This is a genomic window from Geodermatophilus normandii, assembly GCF_003182485.1.
Lineage (GTDB): Bacteria > Actinomycetota > Actinomycetes > Mycobacteriales > Geodermatophilaceae > Geodermatophilus > Geodermatophilus normandii.
This window is the reverse complement of record NZ_QGTX01000001.1, coordinates 3,593,080-3,609,175: the sequence shown is the minus strand read 5'-3', so window position 1 is coordinate 3,609,175 and position 16,096 is coordinate 3,593,080. Positions and strand designations below refer to the sequence as shown.

Here is a 16,096-nt window from a genome sequence, read left to right as displayed (position 1 = left end):
GGCCCGGCGGCAGCCAGCAGGGCGCGGCGCGTGTTCCCCAGCCGGCTCCCGCCCGGCGTCCAGGCAACCCGCAGCCTCGCCGCGCACCGTGACGGCATGACCCCGCGTGAGCTCCCGGCGCGGCTCCTGACGCGGCGGGCCCGGCCCCGCTCGCTGCGGGCGCGGCTGCTGTGGGCCTTCCTGGTGCCGCTGGCGGTCGTCCTCGCCGTGGTGGGGACCGCCGCCACCGCCGCCGTCCGCGGGGAGCTGCTCGGCCAGGTCGACGACCGGCTGGCCGCCGCCGTGGACCGGTCGGCGCACGCCGACGGCGGCCCCCGCGACGGCGAGGCGGGCGACGGCGAGGCGGGCGACGGCGAGGCGGGCGACGGCGAGGCGGGCGACGGGGACGGCCCGGACTTCCTGCTCGTCCCCGGCCAGGGGGACGGCACCCTGGGCGCCCGGGTCGTGGACGGCGCCGTGGTGGAGTCCGCCGTGATCGGGGCCGAGGGCGACGGCGAGGCGCTCCCCGAGCAGCGGGTCGCGGTCCTGGCCGGCGTCCCCCCCGACGGCGCCGCACGGACCGTCGACCTCGGGTCGCTCGGCGACTACCGGGTGGTCGCGACCGCGACCGGCGGCGGGACGATCGTCACCGGCCTGCCGCTGGCCTCCGCCGAGGCCGCCCTCGCGCGGCTGGTCGCCGTCGAGGTGGTCGCGGGCCTGCTCGGGCTGCTGGCCGCCGGCGCCGTCGGGGCGGTGGTCGTGGGCCGCACGCTGCGGCCGCTGCACCGGGTGGCGGCCACGGCCGGGCGGGTCGCCGAGCTGCCGCTCTCCAGCGGCGAGGTGCGCCTGGCCGAGCGGGTGCCGGCCGCGCACACCGACCCGCGGACCGAGGTCGGCCGGGTCGGCGCGGCGCTCAACCGGCTGCTGGACTCGGTGGAGTCCGGCATCGCCGCCCGCCAGGCCTCGGAGACCCGGCTCCGCCGCTTCGTCGCCGACGCCAGCCACGAGCTGCGCACCCCGGTCACCTCCATCCGCGGCTACACCGAGCTGGTGCGCCGGCGCGGCGGGCTGCCCGAGGACGCCGACGCCTCGCTGCGCCGGGTGGAGGCCGAGGCGGTGCGCATGTCCGGCCTGGTCGACGACCTGCTGCTGCTCGCCCGCCTCGACGCCGGCCGGGAGCTGGCGGTGGGCACCGTGGACCTCACCGGCCTGGTCATGGACGCCGTCAGCGACGCCCACGCCGCCGGGCCGGCCCACCACTGGCGGGTGGACCTGCCCGCCGCCGCCGTCCTGGCCCCCGGCGACGCCGCCCGGCTGCACCAGGTGCTGGCCAACCTGCTGGCCAACGTCCGCACGCACACCCCGCCGGGCACCACCGCGACCACCCGGCTGCGCGCCGAGGACGGCACCGCGGTCCTCGAGGTCGCCGACGACGGCCCGGGCATCCCCGCCGACCTGCAGCCCGGGGTGTTCGAGCGGTTCGCCCGCGGCGACGCCTCCCGCTCGCGGGCCAGCGGCAGCACCGGCCTGGGCCTGGCCATCGTGGCCGCCGTCGTCGAGGGGCACGGCGGGACCGTGGGCGTGGACAGCCGGCCCGGGCGGACGGTCCTCACCGTGCGGCTGCCCGGCGCGACGGTGGCCGAGCTCGAGGACGACGCCGAGGACCCCGCGGTGGTCCCCAGCACGATCAGCTGACCTGGTCGTGCCGCGTCCTGGCTCGGTGCCGACGGCGAGCCAGGACGCACCGGGGTGAGCCAGGACGGGGCGGTCTCACGCCGGCACGAGCCGGCGGCACTCGGGGCAGACGTCGTCGGCGCCGAGCCCGCGGCGGCCGTTCCAGGCCCCCTGGACGACGGCGACCGGCGTGCCGCAGGCCGCCACCCACGGCGGCGGCCCGTCGGCGGCCTCGCGGGGGACGGCGTGCGCCCGGCTGCTCTCCTGGTCGCGGCCGGCCGCGTGCCCGCCCCCTGTGCTCGTCACCGCGCCAGTCTCCCCGCATCTCGCTCGACGGCCCGCGGCGGAGGCGGGCAGGCTGCGCCGCGTGAGGACGACGGAGCACCGGGTGAGCAGTGCCGAGGGGATCGACCTGTGGGCGGAGGAGCACGGCGACCCCGCCGCACCGCCGCTGCTGCTGGCCATCGGCGCCGACGCCGGCGGGCTGGGCCGGCCCGGGGAGCTCGCCGACCTGCTCGCCGCCCAGCACCGGGTGGTCCGCCACGACCACCCGACACCGGCCGCAGCAGCGCCGTGTCCGACCGCGTGCCGTACGCGGTCCGCGACCTCGCCGCCGACGCCGTCGCGGTGCTCGACGGGCGCTGCGGACGCGGGACGCCGTCGGCTGAGGTCGCTGGGAGTGTGACCTGTGGCACAGCCCGACGGACCACACGGATCCGGGATGTGGTTGGCTCCCGCGCACCCCACAGCCCGTCCCGGCGGAGGTGGGGAGCCGATCCGCCCCGAGCTCCGGAGGCCCCCGTGACCCGACTGCGCCGGACCGTCTGCACCCTCGGCGCCGCCATGGCGCTGACCCTGACCACCGCGCCGGCCGCCGGCGCCCCGGCCGAGCCCGTCGGTGCCGCCGCGTGCGCGGATCCCGCCGGCAGCGGGGACGTCGCCGCCCGGGTGCGCCCCGGCGCCACCCGCAGCGAGCCGAACGCCCTCTCCGCCTACCACGCCGCCGCGCTGGGCAACCCCCAGAGCCGCCCGGTCCTGGCGGCCGGCTCGGTGACGATCTGGACGGTCTTCCACGTCATCACCGCGACCGAGCTGACCGACGCCGAGCGGGCGCGTCGGGAGCAGCAGATCGCCGACCAGATCGACGTGCTCAACGACGCCTTCGACGGTCAGGCGGGGATCTCGCCGGACACGCCGTTCCGCTTTGCCTACGACCCCGCCGAGACGACGTGGACCGTCGATCCGGCCTGGGCGACGATGGTCCCCGGCAGCAAGGAGGAGCGGGCGGCCAAGAGCGCCCTGCACGTCGGCGGTGCCGAGACGCTGAACGTCTACGTCGCCGACATCGGTGCGGGCCTGCTCGGCTGGGCGATCTTCCCGCAGTCGGCCAAGGGCGGTCAGCTCTACCGGGACGGCGTCGTCATCCTCGACGAGTCGATGCCCGGCGGCACCGCCGGCGACGGCGTCTACGGCGAGGGTGACACCGCCACCCACGAGGTCGGCCACTGGCTGGGCCTGTTCCACACCTTCCAGGGCGGCTGCAACGGCCCCGGTGACTACGTGACCGACACCCCGGCCGAGGCGCTGCCGGCCTTCTCCTGCACCGACGAGGGCCGCGACAGCTGCCCGCGCGACCCCGGCCTCGACCCGGTCCACAACTTCATGGACTACGCCGAGGACTTCTGCATGGACCGCTTCTCCGCCGGTCAGGTGGCCCGGATGAGCAACGCGTGGGAGGCCTTCCGGGCACCGGTCGTCTGAGCCGGTCCCCGCACGACCGCGCCCCTGCGGAGCTTCCCGTCCCCAGGGGCGCGCCGTCGCGTTCCCGACCGGGCCGGCGCGGGCCAGGATGGCGGCCGTGACCGCCCCGTCGACGCCGCTGCCGTGGTTCCCCGCGGCCGAGGCGCCCGGCGGGAGGCCCGTGCGGGCACGCGCCGGGGGCGGGCTCGACCGGCTGGTCCTCGACCCCGCCGCGGTCTCCCTCGCCGGCCCGCGCGGGCACGACCAGGACGCGGGGTACGCCGGCCCCGGGCTGCTGGTCGTCGCCGACGGCGTCGGCGGCAACCGGGGCGGGGCCACCGCGGCCCGCCTCGCCGTCGCCGAGGTCGTCCGCCACGCGGCCGCGGCCCGCGCCGACGGCACCGAGGCCGCACCCGACGCCGGTCTCGCCGCGGCGCTCGCCGCCGCCGACGCCGCCGTGCGCGCGGCCGCCGCGGACCCGGCGCTGGCCGGCATGGCCACCACCTGCACCGCCGCCGTGCTGGCCCGCGACGGGCGGGTCGTCGTCGCCCACGTCGGGGACAGCCGCGCGCTGCTGCTGCGCGCCGGCGTCCTCACGCGGCTGACCACCGACCACTCGCTGGTGCAGGCCCTCGTCGCCTCCGGGGACCTCACCCCCGAGGAGGCCGCCGTCTCGCCCATGCGCTCGGTGCTGCTGCGGGCCCTCGGCGGCTCGGCGGACCCCGGCCCGGCCGACCTGATCGCCGTGGCCGCCGAGCCGGGCGACCGCCTGCTGCTGTGCTCCGACGGACTGTCCGGGGTGGTGCCGGCCGCGACGCTGCTGCGGGTCCTGGGTGCCGAGCGCCGTCCCGGGGCCGCGGCCTCCCGGCTGGTCATGGCCGCGCTGGCCGCCGGCACCCGCGACGACGTCACCGCGGTCGTCGCCGACGTCGCCCCGGCGGGGTGGTCCGGCAGCCCGGCGGAGGTCCTCGTGGGAGCGGCCGCCGACGTCCCGGACGACTGAGTCCCGAGGGGCTTGCCCGCCGCGCGCGTCCGGGGGCAGGGTGTGAGGCACACCACATCCCGTTCGGCCCGGGAGGTCCCCGTGCGCATCCCCAGCCAGGACAGCGACCGGCCCGGCGGCCGCCGTGGGTAGGGACGTCGTCCCGGCACCGGAGCCGCGGGAGCCGGCGAGGGTCCGCAACGTGGCGCTGGTGGGCCACGCCGGCGCCGGCAAGACGACCCTCGCCGAGGCGCTGCTGGTGGCCACCGGCGCCCTCCCGCGCGCCGGGCGGGTCGAGGACGGCACCACGTGCCTGGACAGCGACGACGTCGAGGCGCGCCAGCAGCGGTCGGTGACCCTCGGCGTGGCCACCGTCGAGCACGAGGGCACCCGGATCACGCTGCTGGACACCCCCGGCAGCCCCGACTTCGTGGGCGAGCTGCGTGCCGGGCTGCGCGCCGCCGACGCCGCGCTGTTCGTCGTGTCCGCCGTCGGCGGCGTCGACGCGTCCACCGTGCAGCTGTGGGAGGAGTGCGCCGCGGTCGGCATGCCGCGCGCCGTCGTCGTCACCCAGCTCGACCGGGCCCGGGCCGACGTCGAGGAGACCGTCCGGCTGTGCCGGACGGCGCTGGGCGCGGGCGTCTACCCGGTGCACCTCGTCGACCGCGCTCCCGACGGCACCGTGCGGGGCGTGGTCAACCTCCTGGAGCCGGGAGCGGCGGCCGAGGACGCCGACCGCCTCCGCAGCGAGCTGATCGAGGGGATCATCGGCGAGAGCGAGGACGAGGCGCTGATGGAGCGCTACCTCGCCGGCGACGAGCTCGTGCAGGGCGACCTCATGAGCGACCTCGGGACCGCCGTCGCCCGCGGGCACTTCCACCCCGTCCTCTGCGCCGCCCCGCTGCAGGGCGTCGGCCTGGAGTCGCTGCTCTACCTCCTCGTCCACGGCTTCCCGTCCCCGCAGGAGCACGGCTGCCCGCCGGTCACCCGGCCCGACGGCACCCCGGCGCCGCCGCTGTCGTGCGACCCCGGCGGCCCGCTGGTCGCCGAGGTGGTCAAGACGACGACCGACCCCTACCTGGGGCGGGTCTCCCTGCTGCGGGTGTTCTCCGGCACCCTGCGCCCGGACACGCCGGTGCACGTCTCCGGCCACGGCGGCGCCGACCGCGGCCATCCCGACCACGACGCCGACGAGCGCATCGGCGCGGTCTCCTCCCCGCTGGGGTCGGCGCTGCGCCCGGTCGCCGCCTGCCCGGCCGGCGACGTCTGCGCGGTGGCCCGGCTGACCACCGCCGAGACCGGCGACACGCTCTCCTCGCCCGGCGACCCCCGGCTGGTGCCGCCCTGGGACCTGCCGGTGCCGCAGCACCCGGTCGCGGTCGAGGCCGCCTCCCGCGCGGACGAGGACCGGCTCGGCCCGGCGCTGGCCCGGCTGGCCGCCGAGGACCCGACGGTCCGCGTCGAGCGCTCCCGCGACACCGGGCAGCTGCTGCTGTGGTGCGTGGGGGAGGCCCACGGCGAGGTGCTGCTCGAGCGGCTGCGCACCCGGCACGGCGTCGCGGTGACGACGGTGCCGGTGCGGGTGCCCATGGTGGAGACGCTGGCCGGTCCGGCGCGCGCCACCGGGCGGCTGGTCAAGCAGTCCGGCGGCCACGGGCAGTACGCCGTCGTGGTGGTCGAGGCCGAGCCCGGGCCGCCCGGGTCGGGCATCACCTTCGCCCAGCGCGTCGTGGGCGGAGCGGTGCCGTCGAACTACCACGGCAGCGTGGAGAAGGGCATCCGCGCGCAGTGCGCCAAGGGCGTGCACGACGACCGGCCGCTGGTCGACGTCGCCTTCGTCCTCGTCGACGGCAAGGCGCACTCGGTGGACTCCTCCGACGCCGCCTTCCAGTCCGCCGGGGCGCTGGCGGTCCGCGAGCTGGCGTCGGCCGCCGGCACCCGCGTGCTCGAGCCCTGGTGCGAGGTGGAGGTGGTCGTCCCCGCCGAGCACGTGGGGGCGGTCATGAGCGACCTGTCCTCCCGCCGCGCCCGGGTCACCGGCAGCGACGCCGCGGCCGACTCCGACCGCACCACCGTGCGCGCCGAGGTCCCCGAGATCGAGCTGCTGGGCTACGCCGGGGCGCTGCGCTCGGTCAGCCACGGCACCGGGTCGTTCAGCCGGCGGCCGCTCGGCCACGAGCCGGCCCCGGCCTCCCTGGTCGCCGTCCCCGCCTAGGAGCCGCCGTCCGGGGGCTCGCCGCGAGCCCGCGAGCGGGGAGGGCGACGGGGGTCCGTCGACTAGCCTCGGGCACGGTGTGCAGCGGGGTGGAGGAGCAGTGACGTCGTCGCAGGGGCCGTCGGCCGCGGTTCCGGTGTCCCCGGTGGCGCGGGAGCCGCGGGTGTCGGACCGCAACGAGCTGCCCGACCGGGTCTGGACGGTGCCCAACGCGCTGTCGGTGCTGCGGCTGCTCGGCGTGCCGCTGTTCCTGTGGCTGCTGCTCGGGCCGCACGAGGACGGCTGGGCCGTCGCCGTGCTCATGGTCTCCGGCGTCACCGACTGGGCCGACGGCAAGCTCGCCCGGGTCCTCGGCCAGTCCAGCCGGCTCGGCGCGCTGCTGGACCCCGCCGCCGACCGGCTCTACATCATCGCGACGCTGGTCGCCTTCGTGCTGCGCGACGTCGTGCCGCTGTGGGTGGTGGTCGTGCTCGTCGGCCGCGAGGTCGTGCTCGGCGGGATGCTGCTGGTCCTGCGCCGGTACGGCTACGAGCCGCTGCAGGTGCACTACCTGGGCAAGGCGGCCACGTTCAACCTGCTCTACGCCTTCCCGCTGCTCCTCCTGGCCGACGACGCGACCGGTGCCTGGCTGGCGTGGGTGCAGCCGGCGGCCTACGCGTTCACCATCTGGGGCGGCGCGCTCTACGTGCTGTCCGGGGTCTTCTACGTCGTCCAGGTCGCCGGGATCGTGCGCGCCGAGCGGGCCGGGACGCCGGGAGGGACCCGGCCCGGGGCGGGCGCGGCGGCCCGCCCGGCACCGTGACGGCGACCCGGCCGGCCCGCCCCCGCGCGGCGGCGGGGTGCGCTCCATGGGTGCCTCCCTGCTCGACCAGGTGCTCGCCGAGACCCTCGACCCCGCCTACGCCCGCGCCGCCGAGGCGAAGGCCGCCCGCGCCGCCGGGGACCCGCCCGACGGCGCCCGCCGGCGCCCGGGGGCGCTGGTGGTCGCGCTGACCATGGCCCTCGCCGGGCTGCTCTCCGCCGTCACCTACGACCAGGCCGCCTCCGGCGAGGCCGGCCGCGAGGAGGTCCGCGCCGCGCTGGTCGAGGACATCGGCGCGCAGTCGGCCACCACCGACGACCTCGCCGCCGAGCTGGAGGACCTGCGCGGGCGGGTCGCCGACGCCCGCGACGACGCCCTGGCCGCCAGCGCCGTCGGCCAGCGGGCCATCGACGACCTCCGGGCCGCGGAGCTCGCCGCCGGCCTGGACACGGTCACCGGCCCCGGCCTGCTGGTCACCCTGGCCGACGCCGAGCCCGACGCCGACGCCGACCCGGTCGGCGGCAGCGGCGACGACGGCAGTGGCGACGTCCGCGACGGCGACCTGCAGCTGGTGGTCAACGCGCTGTGGGCCGCCGGCGCGGAGGCGGTGTCGATCAACGACCAGCGGCTGGGCCCCACCACCGCCATCCGCTTCGCCGGGGAGGCGGTCCTCGTCGACTTCCGCCCGGTCACCAACCCGTACCGGATCAGCGCCATCGGCGACCCGGAGGAGCTCCGGGCGCGGTTCCTGGCCAGCCCCGAGGTCAACGCCCTGGCCGTCATCTCGGAGTCCTACGGCCTGCGATTCGAGTTCGCCCAGGAGGACGAGCTGTCCGTTCCCGCCGGGGGAGTCCCCGAGCTGCGTTCCGCCGCCCCCTTCACCGGCCAGCCGGCCGAGGCCGCCGCCGGCGGCGCGGGGGGCTGAACGGTGATCCCCGTCATCGGCCTGGCGGTGGGCATCGCCCTCGGCCTGTTCCTCGACCCCACCGTGCCGCTGTGGCTGCAGCCCTACCTGCCGATCGCCGTGGTCGCCGCGCTCGACGCGGTGTTCGGCGGCGCCCGCGCCCGCCTCGACGGGATCTTCGACGCGAAGGTGTTCGTCATCTCGTTCGTGTCCAACGTGGTCGTCGCCGCGCTGATCGTGTTCCTCGGCGACCAGCTCGGCGTCGGCGCGCAGCTGTCCACGGCGGTCGTCGTCGTCCTCGGCATCCGCATCTTCGGCAACGCCGCGGCCATCCGCCGGCACCTGTTCCGGGCATGAGCGGCACCCCGCGCCCCGCCGCCGGCGACGAGCAGCCGCGCCCCGACGACGCCGTGGCGCCGGCCTCGGCGCCTGCCGACCCGCCCGCGGAGGAGGCGGCCGGGACGCCGGCGCAGGCGCCCGCCCGGCGCCGCCGCCAGGGGCTCGTGGCCGCCTCGCTGATCGCCGTCCTCACCGCGCTGCTCGGCTTCGCCATCGCGGTGCAGGTGCGCAGCACCGACACCGGCCAGGCCCTCGAGGGCGCCCGCGAGGAGGAGCTCGTCGCCATCCTCGACGACCTCGACCTCGAGGAGGAGCGGCTGCGCGCCCAGATCGCCGACCAGCGCAGCGCGCTGCGCGAGCTGTCCGACACCGACAGCCGCTCGGCCGCCGCCCTCGAGGACGCCGGCGAGCGCGCCGACGCGCTGGCCATCCTCAACGGCACCGTCGCCGCCGAGGGCCCCGGCCTGGTCATGACCATCCGCGACCCCGACGGGCAGGTGCGGGTGGCCGACCTGCTCGACGCGATCCAGGAGCTGCGCGGCGCCGGCGCGGAGACCATGCAGATCGACGGCGTGCGGATCGGCGTGTCCACCGCCGTGACCGGCACCCCGGGCGACCTGGCGGTCGACGGCCGGGCGGTGTCGGCGCCCTACGAGGTCGTCGTCATCGGCTCCCCGCAGGACCTGCAGACGGCGATGAGCATCCCCGGCGGCGTCGTCGACCGGGTGGGGCGCCAGGGCGGCACCGTCGACATCGAGCAGCGCGACCGCGTCGTGGTGGACGCGTTGCGGCCGCTCGACGAGCCTCAATACGCTCGACCCGACACCGGCGACTGACCGCGCAGGGCGGCGCCGGACCACCCGAGCCCCTGGAGACGACACCGCATGACCACCCCGGACGACCGCCGCTACACCGACCAGCACGAGTGGGCGCTCGTGCAGGGGAGCGGGGGGTCGGGCACGGTCGTGCGGGTCGGCATCACCGACCACGCGCAGGACGCGCTCGGCGACATCGTGTTCGTGCAGCTGCCCGCGGTCGGCGAGGAGGTCGGCCCCGGCAACCCGATCGGCGAGGTCGAGTCGACCAAGTCGGTGTCCGACGTCTACTCGCCCGTGGCCGGCACCGTCTCGGCGGTGAACGAGGCGCTCTCCGACGCCCCCGAGACCATCAACGCCGACCCCTACGGCGAGGGCTGGCTGGTGGAGATCACCGTGGCCGGCGACGGCGGCGACCCCACCGCCGACCTGCTCGACGCCGCCGCGTACGAGGCGCTCGTCGACGCGTCCTGACCGCGGCCCCCGGGCCGGTCGGGGACCCCGGGGCGATCACTATGCTCGCCTCGGGACCGGCACCGACCGGCCCCCGAGCGGCCCCGTGGGACTGCTGGGACGCCACCCGGGCGTCCGGTTGACCCTCGGGACCACCGCTGGTTCCATGACCAACGGCCCGCCGTGCCCGGCACGGCGGCCGACCCGCGACGGCACCGTCCGGTTCCGTCGTCCGCCGGCCGCCCGCGGCAGACCCCCTCGCCCGCGGCGGTGCCCCCTGCACCGGAGGAGACAGACGTGCACTGCACTCGTTGTGGCCACGACAACCCCGAGGGCAGTCGCTTCTGCGCGCAGTGCGGCGCCGCCCTCTCCCAGGAGCGCGTGGGTGAGTCGACCAGCGTCATCCCGAAGGTCGGCGGCGAGGACACCGGTGACGTCCCCGAGGCGGCCGAGCCCTCCGCCGACGCGCACGCCGGCGCGGTGGAGTCCCTGCCCGCCGGGTCGGCCCTCCTCGTGGTCAAGCGCGGCCCGAACGCCGGCAGCCGGTTCCTGCTCGACCAGGACGTCACCACCGCCGGCCGGCACCCCGACAGCGACATCTTCCTCGACGACGTGACCGTCAGCCGCCGGCACGTGGAGTTCCACCGCGAGGGCGGCGGGTTCTCCGTGCACGACGTCGGCAGCCTCAACGGCACCTACGTCAACCGCGAGCCGGTCGACGTCGCGACCCTGGCCGGGGGTGACGAGGTGCAGATCGGCAAGTTCCGCCTCGTCTACCTCACCGGCCCGCGCACCGGCGAGCCCGCCGCCCGCTGACCGGGGGCGCTGGTCCCGTGCGTGCTGCGCCCGCCGGCGCGCCCGGGGACGGCGCCGCCGACGCCCGCACCCCCCGGCTGACGATCGGGGCGGTGCTGGCGGCGCTGCGCGGCGACTTCCCGGACGTGACCATCAGCAAGATCCGGTTCCTCGAGGGCGAGGGCCTGGTCGCTCCGCAGCGGACGCCGTCGGGGTACCGGAAGTTCTCCCGGGCCGACGTCGACCGGCTGCGCTACGTGCTCACCGCCCAGCGGGACCACTACCTGCCGCTGCGGGTCATCAAGGAGCACCTGGACGCCCTCGACCGCGGGCAGCCGGTGCCCGGCGGTCCGGTGGTCCCGGGCCTGCTCGACACGGCGCAGGAGGACACGGCTCCGGGCGGCACCGCCCCGGAGGAGGCGGCGGCGGCCGCGGCGCGGCCGGTCGAGGCCGGGGAGTTCGCCCGCGCGGCGGGGCTGACGCCGGCCCAGCTCGCCGACTGCGTCCAGTTCGGGCTGCTCGCCCCCGACGGCGAGGGCCGGCACCCCGCGGGTGACCTGCCGATCGCCCAGGCGGCCGCCGGACTGGCGCGCCACGGCATCGAGCCGCGGCACCTGCGGGTGTTCCGCAACGGCGCCGAGCGCGAGGCCGCCCTGGTCGAGTCCCTGCTGGCGCCGGTCCTGCGGTCGCGCTCGGAGGACGCCCGCACCCGGGCCGGTGAGCAGCTGGCCGAGCTCGCCGCGCTGTCGGCACGACTGCACCGGGCACTGCTCGAGGCACGCCTCCGGGACCTGTTGCGCCCGTGACTCCGGCGTACGGTGGACCCTGCCGCCGGACCGGTCCACAGCCGAGGAACACACCGCCGCGCACCGGCGCCCACCCGTACCGCCGCAGCTGAGGGAGCAACACCGTGCAGGAACTCAGAGTCGTCGGGGTCCGGGTCGAGCTGCCCGGCAACCAGCCGATCCTGCTGCTCAAGGAGACGCAGGGGGAGCGGTACCTGCCGATCTGGATCGGGGCGGTCGAGGCCGCGGCCATCGCCTTCGAGCAGCAGGGCGTCCGCCCGGCGCGCCCGATGACCCACGACCTGCTGCGCGAGGTCGTGCGCGCCCTGGGCGCCACCCTCGAGGCGGTCAACATCACCGAGATGCGCGACGGCATCTACATCGCCGAGCTCGTGTTCGGCGACGACCGCGTCGTCAGCGCCCGTCCCTCCGACGCCGTCGCCCTGGCCGTGCGCACCGGCGCGCCGATCTACGGCGCCGAGGAACTGCTCGACGAGGTGGGGATCGAGATCCCCGACGAGCAGGAGGACGAGGTCGAGAAGTTCCGCGAGTTCCTCGACCAGATCTCACCGGAGGACTTCGGCGCCGGCTCGGGCTCCGGCGGCGCCTGAACGCGCGGGGCGCGTGGGACCACTGGCGTCACAGTCGTCACACGCGTCCCGGATCGGCGAGATCGGTCGCGGACGTGCCGATACCACCCTCTCGGGGTGGATGGGGCGACACGCCGCCCGCGTCAGTTGACCGCCCTGAGGGCCCGGCTTACGGTCGCGGACAACACCGGTGTGACCCGTGGGGAAGCGGGAGCACTCCGGGACGCTCCGCCGCGCCCGTGGCGGGACTCGAAGGAGGACGCTGACGTGAGCGACCAGAGCGAGGGCTCCCAGGGTCAGCTCTTCAGCGACGCCGCCGTGGGGGTGACGGACTACGACGAGGTCGACAGCGACCTCGTCGGGTACCGCGGCCCGACGGCGTGTGCCGCCGCCGGGATCACCTACCGGCAGTTGGACTACTGGGCCCGTACCGGACTGGTGGCCCCCTCGGTGCGCAGCGCCACCGGCTCGGGGACACAGCGGCTGTACTCGTTCCGCGACATCCTGGTGCTGAAGGTGGTCAAGCGGCTGCTCGACACCGGGGTGTCGCTGCAGAACATCCGCAAGGCCGTCGACCACCTGCGCAACCGCGGGATCAAGGACCTCGCCAACGTCACGCTGTTCAGTGACGGGGCGACGGTCTACGAGTGCACCTCGGCCGAGGAGGTCGTCGACCTGCTGGCCGGCGGCCAGGGCGTCTTCGGGATCGCCGTGTCGGGCGCGCTGCGGGAGCTGTCCGGTGAGCTGGCCGAGCTGCCCGCCGAGCGGCTGGACGGCGCACCGCTGCACACCGCCGACGACGAGCTGGCCATGCGCCGGCGGCGCCGCGCCCAGCCCGCCTGACGCGTACCGGACCCGTCCCGAGGGGGCGTCCCGCACCGCGGGGCGCCCCCTCGGCGCGTGCGGGGCCGGCACCGCTGAGCACTCCCACGCCGCCGGTGTCGTCCCACCGTGCGGGATGGCCCGCTCCGCCGCTGGTAGCGTCGCAGCAATGCCGGACGCTGCTGGCCCCCTCCCGTCGTTGCGCTCCCTGAGCCCCGCAGGCTCCTTCGCGGGCCGTCACATCGGCCCACGCGGCGACGAGGTCGCCGCGATGCTCGAGGTCGTCGGGTACGACTCGCTGCAGTCACTGGTCGACGCGACCGTGCCCGAGGCGGTGCGTGACCGCGACGGGCTCTCGCTGCCCCCGGCCGCCGACGAGGCCACCGTGCTCGCCGAGCTGCGCGAGCGGGCCGCCGCCAACGAGGTGAGCGTCCCGATGATCGGGCTGGGCTACTCCGGCACGGTCACCCCGGCGGTCATCCAGCGGAACATCCTGGAGAACCCCGCCTGGTACACCGCCTACACGCCCTACCAGCCCGAGATCAGCCAGGGCCGGCTCGAGGCGCTGATCAACTTCCAGACGATGGTCGCCGACCTCACCGGCCTGCCCGTCGCCGGCGCCTCGATGCTCGACGAGGCCACCGCCGCCGCCGAGGCCATGACCCTGGTCCGCCGTGCCGGCCGGGCCAAGCCCGACGCCGTCTTCGTCGTCGACGCCGACACGCTGCCGCAGACCCTCGCGGTGCTCGAGACCCGCGCCGAGCCGCTGGGCATCCGCCTGCACGTCACCGACCTGTCCGGCGGCTGGCCGACCGACCTGCCCGCGGCCGGCGCGTTCGGCGTCCTGGTGTCCTACCCGGGGGCCAGCGGCGCGGTGCGCGACCACCGGGCGCTGGCCGAGGCCGCGCACGCCGCCGGCGCGTCGGTGGTCGTCGCCGCCGACGTCCTCGCGCTGACGCTGCTCGAGGCGCCGGGGGAGTGGGGCGCCGACGTCGCCTGCGGCAGCACCCAGCGCTTCGGCGTCCCCCTGGGCTACGGCGGGCCGCACGCCGGCTACCTGTCGGTGCGCGAGGGCCTCGCCCGGCAGCTGCCCGGCCGGCTGGTGGGGGTGTCGGTCGACGCCGACGGCGACGTCGCCTACCGGCTGGCGCTGCAGACCCGCGAGCAGCACATCCGCCGGGAGAAGGCGACCAGCAACATCTGCACCGCCCAGGTGCTGCTCGCCGTCATGGCCGGCGCCTACGCCGTCTACCACGGGCCGGAGGGCCTGGCCGCGATCGCCGCCCGCGTGCACCGCAGCGCCCTGGCGCTGGCCGGGTGGCTGCGCGCCGGCGGGGTCGACGTCGTCCACGGGTCGTTCTTCGACACGGTGACCGCGCGCGTGCCCGGGCGGGCCGACGAGGTGGTCGCCGCGGCCGCGCAGCGGCGGATCGACCTGCGCCGGGTGGACGCCGACACCGTCGCGGTCGCCTGCGACGAGACGACGACGCCCGAGGTCCTCACGCGGGTGGCCGAGGCGTTCGGGGTGGCCGCCGACGCGTCGGCCCTCGACGACGACGGCCCCGACGCGCTGCCGGCGGACCTGCGCCGGCGCACGCCGTACCTGACCCACCCGGTCTTCTCCGCGCACCGCTCGGAGACGGCGATGATGCGGTACCTGCGCGCGCTGTCGGACAAGGACCTGGCGCTGGACCGCACGATGATCCCGCTGGGCTCGTGCACGATGAAGCTCAACTCCGCCGTGGAGATGGCCGCGATCACCTGGCCGGAGTTCGCCGGGCTGCACCCCTTCGCCCCGGCGGAGCGGGCCCGCGGCTACCGGCAGCTGATCGACGAGCTGTGCACGTGGCTGGCCGAGATCACCGGCTACGCGGCGGTGAGCGTGCAGCCCAACGCCGGCTCGCAGGGCGAGTTCGCCGGGCTGCTGGCCATCCGCGGCTACCACGCCTCCCGCGGCGAGACCCACCGCGACGTCTGCCTCATCCCGAGCTCGGCGCACGGCACCAACGCCGCCAGCGCGGTCATGGCCGGCATGCGCGTGGTCGTGGTGGCCTGCGACGAGGCCGGCAACGTCGACCTCGCCGACCTGCGCGCCAAGGTCGACCAGCACGCCGAGCGGCTGGCCGCGATCATGATCACCTACCCGTCGACGCACGGGGTGTTCGAGACCGACATCCGCGACATCTGCGCCGCGGTGCACGACGCCGGCGGGCAGGTCTACGTCGACGGCGCCAACCTCAACGCGATGGTCGGCCTGGCCCGCCCGGGCCGGTTCGGCTCCGACGTCAGCCACCTCAACCTGCACAAGACGTTCTGCATCCCGCACGGCGGCGGCGGCCCCGGCGTCGGCCCGATCGGCGTCCGCGAGCACCTGGTGCCCTTCCTGCCCGGTCACCCGCTGGTCGAGACCGGGGGGCAGGGGCCGGCGGTGTCGGGGGCCCCGTTCGGCTCGGCCGGGATCCTGCCGATCTCGTGGGCCTACCTGCGGCTCATGGGGCCCGACGGGCTGACCCGCGCCACCGAGCACGCGGTGCTGGGCGCCAACTACCTCGCCGCGCGGCTGCGCGAGCACTTCCCGGTGCTCTACACCGGCGCGGGCGGCCTGGTCGCCCACGAGTGCATCCTCGACCTCCGGCCGCTGACGAAGGCCACCGGCATCACCAACGACGACGTCGCCAAGCGGCTGGTCGACTTCGGCTTCCACGCCCCGACGATGAGCTTCCCGGTGGCCGGCACGCTGATGGTCGAGCCCACCGAGAGCGAGGACCGGGCCGAGCTCGACCGGTTCGTCGAGGCCATGGTGAGCATCCGCGGCGAGATCGAGAAGGTGGCGAACGGCGAGTACGGGCGCGAGGACAACCCGCTGCGCAACGCCCCCCACACGCTGAAGATGCTCGCCGGGGAGTGGGAGCGGCCCTATCCGCGGTCGACCGCCGTCTTCCCGGTGTCCCGGCTGACCACCCGGGGCTACCTGTCCCCGGTGCGCCGCATCGACCAGGCCTTCGGCGACCGCAACCTGGTCTGCTCCTGCCCGCCGCCGGAGGCCTTCGCCGAGCCGGAGCCCGCGCACGCGCCGCAGACGCACGTGCCCGACCGGGGCGAGGGCGCACCCGACGACCTCGGCACCGCCGCCGACGTGGTGGGCGCCTCCGCCTGAGGAAGGGCCCCGCTGCCCCCACGCCTCGCACGCTCGGCGCGGGA

General features: G+C 76.8%; 16 protein-coding genes. 15 read left to right on the top strand and 1 reads right to left on the bottom strand.

Features of this window, described 5'->3' with window-relative positions:
• Window positions 1-96 precede the first annotated feature (96 nt).
• Window positions 97-1,674, top strand: a complete 1,578-nt coding sequence (locus JD79_RS17435; RefSeq protein ID WP_110007814.1) for a sensor histidine kinase — start codon at window positions 97-99, stop codon at window positions 1,672-1,674.
• 75 nt (window positions 1,675-1,749) lie between these two features.
• Here the strand turns inward: JD79_RS17435 and JD79_RS17430 are convergent, their stop codons facing one another.
• Window positions 1,750-1,959: a hypothetical protein gene (locus JD79_RS17430; RefSeq protein WP_110006556.1), complete on the bottom strand. Its 210-nt coding sequence runs from the start codon at window positions 1,957-1,959 to the stop codon at window positions 1,750-1,752.
• 82 nt (window positions 1,960-2,041) lie between these two features.
• Here JD79_RS17430 and JD79_RS17425 point away from each other — a divergent pair, with 82 nt between their 5' ends.
• The 14 genes from JD79_RS17425 (at window position 2,042) to gcvP (ending at window position 16,052) form a co-directional block, all read left to right on the top strand.
• Window positions 2,042-2,338: a hypothetical protein gene (locus JD79_RS17425; protein WP_110006555.1), complete on the top strand. Its 297-nt coding sequence runs from the start codon at window positions 2,042-2,044 to the stop codon at window positions 2,336-2,338.
• 116 nt (window positions 2,339-2,454) lie between these two features.
• A complete protein-coding gene (locus JD79_RS17420) occupies window positions 2,455-3,414 on the top strand; it encodes a zinc metalloprotease (protein ID WP_211308030.1) in 960 nt (319 codons plus the stop codon).
• 97 nt (window positions 3,415-3,511) lie between these two features.
• Window positions 3,512-4,396, top strand: a complete 885-nt coding sequence (locus JD79_RS17415; protein ID WP_170149251.1) for a PP2C family protein-serine/threonine phosphatase — start codon at window positions 3,512-3,514, stop codon at window positions 4,394-4,396.
• 124 nt (window positions 4,397-4,520) lie between these two features.
• Window positions 4,521-6,590, top strand: a complete 2,070-nt coding sequence (locus JD79_RS17410) for an elongation factor G-like protein EF-G2 (RefSeq protein ID WP_110006553.1) — start codon at window positions 4,521-4,523, stop codon at window positions 6,588-6,590.
• Between the two features lie 100 nt (window positions 6,591-6,690).
• Window positions 6,691-7,392 (top strand): cardiolipin synthase ClsA, encoded by a 702-nt coding sequence (gene clsA, locus JD79_RS17405; protein WP_245900179.1) that lies wholly within the window; start codon window positions 6,691-6,693, stop codon window positions 7,390-7,392.
• Window positions 7,393-7,438: 46 nt separating this feature from the next.
• The gene (locus tag JD79_RS17400) at window positions 7,439-8,317 is read left to right on the top strand and encodes a DUF881 domain-containing protein (protein ID WP_110006552.1); all 879 of its coding nucleotides are present in this window, start codon (window positions 7,439-7,441) and stop codon (window positions 8,315-8,317) included.
• Between the two features lie 3 nt (window positions 8,318-8,320).
• Window positions 8,321-8,653, top strand: coding sequence for a small basic family protein (locus JD79_RS17395; RefSeq protein WP_110006551.1), 333 nt, complete (start codon window positions 8,321-8,323; stop codon window positions 8,651-8,653).
• Window positions 8,650-9,471, top strand: a complete 822-nt coding sequence (locus JD79_RS17390; RefSeq protein ID WP_110006550.1) for a DUF881 domain-containing protein — start codon at window positions 8,650-8,652, stop codon at window positions 9,469-9,471. The genes JD79_RS17395 and JD79_RS17390 overlap by 4 nt, the downstream gene beginning before the upstream one ends.
• A gap of 48 nt (window positions 9,472-9,519) precedes the next feature.
• Window positions 9,520-9,924 (top strand): glycine cleavage system protein GcvH, encoded by a 405-nt coding sequence (gcvH, locus tag JD79_RS17385; RefSeq protein ID WP_110006549.1) that lies wholly within the window; start codon window positions 9,520-9,522, stop codon window positions 9,922-9,924.
• A gap of 249 nt (window positions 9,925-10,173) precedes the next feature.
• Window positions 10,174-10,719: an oxoglutarate dehydrogenase inhibitor Odhl gene (gene odhI / locus JD79_RS17380; protein ID WP_110007811.1), complete on the top strand. Its 546-nt coding sequence runs from the start codon at window positions 10,174-10,176 to the stop codon at window positions 10,717-10,719.
• 17 nt (window positions 10,720-10,736) lie between these two features.
• Window positions 10,737-11,504, top strand: coding sequence for a transcriptional regulator FtsR (gene ftsR, locus JD79_RS17375; protein WP_110006548.1), 768 nt, complete (start codon window positions 10,737-10,739; stop codon window positions 11,502-11,504).
• Window positions 11,505-11,608: 104 nt separating this feature from the next.
• Window positions 11,609-12,094, top strand: a complete 486-nt coding sequence (locus JD79_RS17370) for a bifunctional nuclease family protein (protein WP_110006547.1) — start codon at window positions 11,609-11,611, stop codon at window positions 12,092-12,094.
• 246 nt (window positions 12,095-12,340) lie between these two features.
• Complete coding sequence (locus JD79_RS17365; RefSeq protein ID WP_093578877.1) at window positions 12,341-12,916, top strand: MerR family transcriptional regulator; 576 nt, start codon at window positions 12,341-12,343, stop codon at window positions 12,914-12,916.
• Between the two features lie 115 nt (window positions 12,917-13,031).
• Window positions 13,032-16,052, top strand: coding sequence for an aminomethyl-transferring glycine dehydrogenase (gene gcvP / locus JD79_RS17360; RefSeq protein WP_342767665.1), 3,021 nt, complete (start codon window positions 13,032-13,034; stop codon window positions 16,050-16,052).
• Window positions 16,053-16,096: the final 44 nt, after the last annotated feature.

Bases quoted from the DNA above. Each gene is read 5' to 3' on its own strand.
- JD79_RS17435 (WP_110007814.1), top strand. From the start codon at position 97: ATGACCCCGCGTGAGCTCCCGGCGCGGCTCCTGACGCGGCGGGCCCGG.
- gcvP (WP_342767665.1), top strand. From the start codon at position 13,032: ATGGCCCGCTCCGCCGCTGGTAGCGTCGCAGCAATGCCGGACGCTGCT.
- JD79_RS17400 (WP_110006552.1), top strand. From the start codon at position 7,439: ATGGGTGCCTCCCTGCTCGACCAGGTGCTCGCCGAGACCCTCGACCCC.
- gcvH (WP_110006549.1), top strand. From the start codon at position 9,520: ATGACCACCCCGGACGACCGCCGCTACACCGACCAGCACGAGTGGGCG.
- JD79_RS17390 (WP_110006550.1), top strand. From the start codon at position 8,650: ATGAGCGGCACCCCGCGCCCCGCCGCCGGCGACGAGCAGCCGCGCCCC.